6 protein-coding genes are annotated in these 7966 nt (G+C 71.1%); 5 read left to right on the top strand and 1 reads right to left on the bottom strand.

Annotated elements, in window-relative coordinates:
• Positions 1–188: 188 nt before the first annotated feature.
• Positions 189–1799, bottom strand: a complete 1611-nt coding sequence (locus ACFVHO_RS24825) for an ArnT family glycosyltransferase (protein WP_385718559.1) — start codon at positions 1797–1799, stop codon at positions 189–191.
• 277 nt (positions 1800–2076) lie between these two features.
• Here ACFVHO_RS24825 and ACFVHO_RS24820 point away from each other — a divergent pair, with 277 nt between their 5' ends.
• The 5 genes from ACFVHO_RS24820 (at position 2077) to ACFVHO_RS24800 (ending at position 7927) form a co-directional block, all read left to right on the top strand.
• Positions 2077–3513, top strand: coding sequence for a class I adenylate-forming enzyme family protein (locus ACFVHO_RS24820; protein WP_385718556.1), 1437 nt, complete (start codon positions 2077–2079; stop codon positions 3511–3513).
• Positions 3514–3613: 100 nt separating this feature from the next.
• The gene (locus ACFVHO_RS24815) at positions 3614–4567 is read left to right on the top strand and encodes an ACP S-malonyltransferase (RefSeq protein WP_385718553.1); all 954 of its coding nucleotides are present in this window, start codon (positions 3614–3616) and stop codon (positions 4565–4567) included.
• Entirely contained in the window at positions 4567–5838 is a 1272-nt protein-coding gene (locus ACFVHO_RS24810) for a cytochrome P450 (RefSeq protein WP_385718551.1), read from the top strand. The genes ACFVHO_RS24815 and ACFVHO_RS24810 overlap by 1 nt, the downstream gene beginning before the upstream one ends.
• A gap of 65 nt (positions 5839–5903) precedes the next feature.
• On the top strand, positions 5904–7022 hold the full coding sequence (locus tag ACFVHO_RS24805) for an agmatinase family protein (RefSeq protein ID WP_385718548.1): 1119 nt from the start codon (positions 5904–5906) through the stop codon (positions 7020–7022).
• A 155-nt stretch (positions 7023–7177) separates the two neighbouring features.
• On the top strand, positions 7178–7927 hold the full coding sequence (locus ACFVHO_RS24800) for a thioesterase II family protein (protein ID WP_385718545.1): 750 nt from the start codon (positions 7178–7180) through the stop codon (positions 7925–7927).
• Positions 7928–7966 lie beyond the last annotated feature (39 nt).

Below are 7966 nucleotides of genomic sequence, written 5' to 3'. Positions count from 1 at the left end.
GTCCGTCGTACACCCGGAGGGCGGGGCCGTTCGTCATACACCGGGGGGCGGTGCCGCCGACGTACACCGGGGGAGGGGCCGTCGCCGTACCGTCACCCCGGAAGCGGCCCGGACCCGCCCCGCACGCACGACGAAGGCCCGTCCCCGCGTTCCTCCGCGGTGACGGGCCTTCGTCGTGCAGCGAGCCCCTAGGACAAGTGGCCGTAGTCCGGCCAGATCTTGGACCAGGGCTTGGTGCGGCCCTCCAGGATCCACACCGGGACGCCGTCGACGAAGCTCTCGCCGGGGCCGCCCGCGGCCGTCGCGGCCTTGCGCACCTTCGTGAAGTACGGCTTGAGCTTCGCGACGTCGGAGCCCACGTACAGGACCGGGCCCGAGGAGTCGGCCGGCGCGCCGAAGTACCAGTAGCCGCGGTGGCCGCTGTAGGCGGGTGGCAGATCGCGGTCGGGGCCGAAGTGATCGACGGCGCCCGCCTCCTGGTAGTACTGCGTGACCACCACGGCGCGCTTCCGCTCGGCGGCGGGCAGCGCCTTGTTGGCCTTGTCGACCGCGTCGATGAGGTGCGGCCAGCGCAGGGTCTCGGCGGTCATCGGGTTGTTCTTCGGCTGCTCGGTCTTCGTCACCTGCGACACCGGATACACCGGCAGCGAGAGGGCCACGCACACCAGCGCCGTCACGGCCACCACCGGCCACGCGGCCAGCCACCGCCACCAGCGGGCACCGCCCCCGCGCGCCAGCTCCACCGCGCCCGCGGCCCACAGCGGCGCGAAGGCGCCCACCACGTACGCGGGACGGCCGCCCGTGATCAGGAACACGGCCGTCAGACCGAGGAACGTCCAGGCCAGGAAGCGGTAGGGGGCGAGCTGCGGCGACCGCAGGAGGCGGACCAGACCGTAGACCAGGACGACGGTGAACACACCGCCGGACAGCACGATCAGATACGGCAGGAAGCCCGCGCGGCCGCCGAGAATCCCCTCGTCGGCGAGGACCTGGGACATCTCCATCTGCGGCCAGTCGTTCTGCGCCTGCCAGATCAGGCCCGGCAGCGACGTCACGGCCGCGACGGCCGCGCCCAGCCACAGCGCCTTGCGGCGCAGCAGCTCGCGCGGGCCGGCCACGAAGAGGCACACGGCGAGGACGGCCCAGAAGCCGACGATCAGATACTTGCCCTGCAGCGCCAGGGCCGTCGCCAGACCCGCGAAGAGCAGCAGCCGGTCCTCACGGGTGCGCACCCAGCGGATCAGGAGCCAGTTCAGAGCCGTCCAGAGGAACAGGTCGAGCGCCATCGTCGACAGCGCGTGCCCGCTGATCAGGACGGCGGGCGCGAAGCCGTACGCGGCGGCCGTCAGGACCTGCGCCCGGCGCTCGCCGCCGAACTCACGGGCGATGAGGGCGGCGACGAGCGCGCCCGCCACCGTGAGCAGCACCGGAAGCAGCCGCAGCGCGAACAGCGAACCGCCGGTCACCGCGTCGATGCCGTGGGCGAGCAGCGGAAGCAGCACCGGCTGGTCCGCGTACCCCCAGTCCAGGTGCTTTCCGGCGCCGAGGAAGTACAGCTCGTCGCCCTGGAATCCGTACCGCGTGCTGACCAGGAGCAGCGCGAGACCGGACGCGCCCGCGACCGCGCCCACCCAGCGTCCGGCGAACGGCGGGGGCGTGGCGGCGTCCGGCGCCGCCTTTTCCTCCTGCTCCGGAGGTGCGGTTGTTTCCGCCTCGGGTTCCGATGACGTCTGCTGGTCTTTAATATCCTGTTCGTGTTCCTGTTCCGGTACTTGACCGGTCTCTGTCCGAACTCCCACCGGGACCTCCGCGGCTTATGCGGTACATGGCGTAAACACGTCGAAGGTAGCGCTTGGCACGGCCCGTCAGCTTGCCCCTGTAACCGGCAAGTTGGCTGCTCAGGGGGGACTAGGGGGAAGATAGGGGTTCTGCTGCTCAGGCACGCTCAATAGCTTCTACCGTAGGACCTCGGAAGGCTCGGCTGCGCGCGGAGCCGACCGGGGCGGGAGAAATGCTCGACCTTATCGTGCCTATCGAGCCCGATGATTCTCAAGTTTGGGAAAGGGGGCGGCTTTGATGACACCTCACATATTCACCGGGGATTCGGCGCGGACCTTCGCCGAATTCGAGCAGGAGACCTTGCGGGTCGCGATGGTCCTGCGCGCGGAGGGCGTCCGCCCGGGAGACCGGGTCCTGCTCAAGGCCGGCAACTCTGCGGCCTGGCTGAACGCCTTCTTCGCGCTGATGCACGTCGGCGCCTCCATCGTCCTCGTCGACCAGCAGGAGCACGCGCGCGAGACCGGACGCATCGTGGAGCGCACCCGCGCCCGGCTCTGTCTGTACGACGACGACGCCCCCGTGCCGGCCGAGACGCGCGACGCCGTCTACCTGTACAAGCTGCTCGTCGAGGCGTCCGGTCTGGTCCCGACCGAGCCGTCCCTCGACTTCGACGCCTGGTGCGCCCTGCCCGACGGCCTGATCATGTGGTCCTCCGGCTCCACCGGCACCCCCAAGGGCGTGGTGAAGAACGGCGGCCGCTTCCTGGAGAACCTGCGGCGCAACGCCGACCACATGGGCCACGGCCCCGGCGACGTCCTGCTGCCGCTGCTCCCCTTCGCCCACCAGTACGGCCTGTCGATGGTCCTCATCGCCTGGCTCGCCAAGTGCTCCCTCGTGGTCGCGCCCCACCGGCGCCTGGACCGGTCCCTGCTCATGGCAGGGCAGTGCGGCGTCACCGTCATCGACGCCACCCCGGCCACGTACCGCAGCATGCTGAACCTCGCCCGGCGCCAGAGCGACGTGCGCGCCGCCCTGGGCGGCGTCCGCATGTTCTGCAGCGGCGCGGCCCCCCTCGACCCGGCCCTGTCCGACGCCTACGTGGACTCCTTCGGGCAGCCGCTGCTCGACAGCTACGGCAGCACCGAGCTGGGCAACATCGCCTTCGCCACCATCGACAACCCCGTCGCCTGCGGCCGCGTCATGAAGGGCCTGGAGATGAACGTCCAGGACGACGACGGCAACGTCCTGGCCGCCGGTGAGATGGGCGAACTCGTCGTCAACACCCCCGACATGATGGCCGGATACCTCGCCGAGGACGGCACCGTCGACCCCGTCGACCAGGGCTGGTACCGCACCGGCGACCTCGGCCACCTCGACGCCGACGGCAACCTCTTCGTCGCGGGCCGCAAGCTCGCCGTGCACCGCATGGGCTACACCCTCTACCCGGAGATCATCGAGCGGAGGGCCGCCGCTGCGGGCTGCGCCGTCAAGGTGATCGCGCTGCCGGACGACGCGCGCGGCAGCGAACTCGTCTTCTTCGTCGAGGACGCGAGCGGCCGGGACGTCGCCGAGTGGCGCACCCGCATCAAGGACGCCCTGCCCTCGTACGAACACCCCAACCGGGTCGTCGTCATCGACAGCTTCCCCCTCAACCGCAACGGCAAGCCCGACCGGCGCGCCCTGGAGCAGCGGGCGGCCGAGCGGAGCACGGCGGAACTCGCCACCTCCGCCTGAGCCCCGCGCGGGGCGGGCCGGAGCAGCCAGACCAGCTGTACGAGCCAGACCAGCTACACGAGCCAGACCAGCTTGACCAGGCAGACCAGACAGAGCGGACATGATGACGACCGACCAGGCACGCAGCGCCGTGGTGTTTCCGGGCATGGGGCCCTCGCGCTTCACCGACGTGGGCAAGTTCATGATGATCGACCCCTTCGTGCGGAAGCGCCTCGCCGCAGCGGACGACGCCCTCGGCCGCTCGGTCCTGGACGAGTTCCGCACCGCGGGAACGGACTTCGGGGCGTTCGCCCAGGTCGCCTTCTTCATCAACTCGGTGGCGCTGGCCGACCGGGCCGTCGAGACCCAGGGCCTCGCCCCCGACGTCTGCGTCGGCTTCAGCTTCGGCCAGAAGGCCGCGACCGCGTTCAGCGGCGCCCTGCCGTTCGCCGAGGCCGTCCGCCTCACCCATGAACTCGCCCTGTGCGAACAGCGGTTCTTCGAGGAGGAGCACCAGGACCTGGTGACGCTCACCATCACCCGGGTGCCCCCGGCGGCGCTCGAGGAGGTCCTCGGCGAGCTGGCCGAGCAGGGCGAGTTCCACGAGGTCTCCGGGCACCTCGACGAGGGCATGCACATGGTCACGATGCGCGAGCAGGTCCTGGAGTCCTTCCAGCGCCGCATCAGCGCCGTCGGCGGCTACTCGCTGTACTCGATGAAGCCGCCCGCGCACTGCCGCGTCCTCACCGGCCTGCGGGCCCGCGTCGAGGAGGAGGTCCTCGCCAAGTTCGACGTCGCCGACCCCGAACTGCCCCTGGTCGCCGACCACGACGGTTCCCTGATCACCCGCGCCGACCAGCTGCGCACCCTGCTCCTCGACACCTTCGACCACCCGGTCCGCTGGCACCCGGTCGTGGACACCCTGCGCGGCATGGGCGTGCGCACGGTCCACGTCACCGGACCCGACCGGCTCATCCACCGCCTCGACGTCACCACCCGCGCCTTCGACGTGGTGGCACTGGGACCGGAGCAGGCCCTCCGGCCCGCCAGGACCGCCTCTCGCAAGGAGCAGTGATGGCCACGCTCATGGACAGCAAGTCGGCCGGGTTCAAGTTCAGCGCCAAGCTCGGCGCGACCCGCGCGATCCTGCGCGCCTTCGGCGTGTTCGGCGACCCGTTCACCCGCCTCCTCCAGGGCCAGGAGGACCCGTACCCGCTGTATGCGAAGGTACGTCAGCGGGGCCCCGTGCACCGCAGCCACCTGGGCACCTGGGTCACCGGCAGCCATGAACTCGGCACCCGGATCCTGCGGGACCGCACCCTGTTCCTCAACCGCGAACAGGGCGGCGTGCCCGGCCACGAGATGATGGCCGAGATCCCCTGGAACAGCTCCATCCTCGGCCTCGACCCGCCCGACCACACCCGTCTGCGCCGCCTCGCGCAGCCCGCCTTCGGCCCCCGGATGATCAGCAAGTACCGGGTCCAGGTGGAGAAGCTCTGCAACGGCCTGCTGGACGACCTGTCCACCCGTGACGGCTTCGACCTCATCGAGGACTTCGCCGGGCCGCTGCCGCTCCTTGTGATCGGGGAGCTCCTCGGCGTGCCCGAGGAGTACCACGACCGGTTCATCCGCGCCGGACGCAAGGTCGGGCCCGTCATCGACGGCGTCAAGTCCCTGAAGATGGCACGGGACTTCCGCGGCGCCGTCGACGACCTCGACCAGGTCTTCACCGAGCTGATCGAGCTGCGCGCCAAGGACCCCGGCGACGACCTCATCAGCCGCCTCACCGTGGCCAACGAGGAGGGCAAGCTCAGCACCGAGGAACTGCTCGCCTTCTGCACCGTCCTCGCCGTCACCGGCTTCGAGACCACGACCAACCTCATCGGCAACGCCGTCCTCGCGATGACCGGCGACCGCGCGCAGTGGGACCTGCTGCGCGAGGACCCCGACCTCGCGCCGCGTGCCGTCGAGGAGACCCTGCGCTACGACTCGCCCGCCCTCCAGGCCCAGCGCGTCCCGCACGGCGACATCGCGCTCGCGGGACACCACATCCGGGCCAACAGCTCCGTCGTCGTCCTCATCGGCGCCGCCAACCGCGACCCCGAGGTGTACGACGAGCCGGACCGGTTCGATCTCACCCGCGAGAACCCGGCCGAGCACCTGTCGTTCTCCGGCGGCATCCACTACTGCATCGGCGCCCCGCTGGCCCGCATGGAGGGCGAGACCGCGCTGCGCGTCCTCGCCGAACGACTGCCGGACCTGCGCGTCGCCGGGCCCGTGGTGCGCCGCAGCTCGCCCGTGATCAGCGGCTGCACGCGGCTGCCCGTCAGCGGCACCCCTGGATGAGACCGGTCACCGGCCGACCCGTATGAGCACCCCGACGTGAGTACCCCGCGCAACCGAGGAGAGAGATGAGCGAGACACCCGAGTCCGAGTCCTGGCGGCGGGAGGTCGATCGCTCCACCTTCCCCCGGCGCGACCCCGGCCCCATCGACCTGCGCCGCTACTACTCCCAGCCGGCCTACTCGGGCGTGCCCACCTTCATGGGTGTGCCCCTGGCCCTCAACCAGGAGGACCTGCGCGCGGGCGGCGTGGACGTGGCCGTGGTGGGCTGCCCCGTGGACGTCTCCAGCGGACACCGCGGCGCCGCCTACGGGCCGCGCGCCATCCGCGCCGACGAGCGCTACCTGTACGCCACGCCCGAGGGCTTCGTGCACTCCGCGACCCGCGTCAACCCGTTCAACGTCCTGAAGGTCGTCGACTACGGCGACGCGGCCGTGGACCCCTTCGACATCACCCGGTCCATGGAGCCCATCCGCGGCCTGGTCCGCGAGATCGCCGAGGTCGGGGCGCGGCCCGTCGTGCTCGGCGGCGACCACTCGCTGCTGTGGCCGAGCGTCGGCGCGCTCTCGGAGGTGCACGGACGCGGCTCCATCGCCGTCATCCACTTCGACGCGCACCCCGACTGCCACGAGGAGCTGTTCGGGCACCGCGCCACCCACACCACGCCGATCCGCCGTCTCATCGACGAGGAGATGGTGCCGGGTCCCAACATCATCCAGGTCGGCATCCGCACCATCTCGGGACCCGACGACCAGCTGTTCAACTGGATGCGCCGGGCCGGCATGCGTTCGCACTTCATGGCCGAGATCGAGCGGATCGGCTTCGCCGCCGTCATCGACAAGGTCATCGAGGAGGCCCGCGCGGTCGCCGACCACGTCTATCTGTCCCTGGACATCGACGTCCTCGACCCCGCGTTCGCCCCCGGCACCGGAACCCCCGAACCCGCCGGGCTCAACACCCGCGAACTGTTCATGGCGCTGCGCCGGATCGCCCACGAGACCGACCTGATCGGCATGGACGTGGTCGAGGTCGCCCCGCACCTGGACGCGGGCTACTCCACCGCCATGAACGCCCGCAGGGCCGTCTTCGAGGCGCTCACCGGCCTCGCCCTGAACCGCATCAAGATCTCCAGCAAGAACTACGCGAACCCGATCGTGGCCGGTGAGGTCCGCTTCCCGCTGCGCTGAGCGCGGCGGGATCCCGGGCGCGTACCGCGCACGCGTCGAAGGCGGGCCACGGCCCGCCTTCGACCCGTTCACCGGCCCTTTCCCGGCGGGCCCTCGCACCGAGCGAGCCCGTCACCTTCAGCAAGCCCGTCGAAGACCATGGATGGAACCCCGTCATGACGACCGCCGCCACCGCGGACCTGTGGGTCCGCAGCTATCACCCGGCCCCCGACGCCACCGCCCGACTGGTCTGCTTCCCGCACGCGGGCGGCTCGGCCAGCTTCTACTTCCCCGTGTCGGCCGCCCTGAGCTCGGTCGCCGACGTCGTCGCCGTGCAGTACCCCGGCCGCCAGGACCGGCACACGGAGAAGGGCATCGAGTCCATCGCCGAGCTGGCCGACCGCGCCGCCGAGGCCCTGCGCGCGTACGACGACTCGCTGCCGCTGACCTTCTTCGGCCACAGCATGGGCGCCGTGCTCGCCTTCGAGGTGGCCCGCCGCCTGGAGCGGGACGGCCGCGCCCCCGCGCACGTCTTCGCGTCCGGCCGCCGCGCCCCCTCCAGCCACCGCCCGGAGAACGTCCACCAGCGCGACGACGACGGCGTCATCGCCGAGATGCGCAAGCTCAGCGGCACCGACCCGCGGGTCCTCGGCGACGACGAGGTGCTGCGCATGGTGCTGCCCGCCATCCGCAGCGACTACACCGCCATCGAGACCTACCGCGCCGAGCCCGGCGCGCAGATCGGCAGCCCCATCACCGTCCTGGTCGGCGACGACGACCCGCGCACGACCCTCGACGAGGCCCGGGCCTGGGAGCCGCACACCCTGGGCACCTTCGACATGAAGGTGTTCCCCGGCGGCCACTTCTACCTGACCGACCACGCCCAGGAAGTCATCGCCGTCCTCAAGGCGCACTTCACGTCGTAACACAGCACTTGGCGGGTCGGTCGGCGCGTGTCATCGCGC

The sequence above is a fragment of the Streptomyces sp. NPDC127108 genome, assembly GCF_042677545.1.
Taxonomy (GTDB): Bacteria; Actinomycetota; Actinomycetes; order Streptomycetales; family Streptomycetaceae; genus Streptomyces.
The sequence above is the reverse complement of the archived record's forward strand: the minus strand, read 5'-3'. Positions and strand labels throughout refer to the sequence as shown.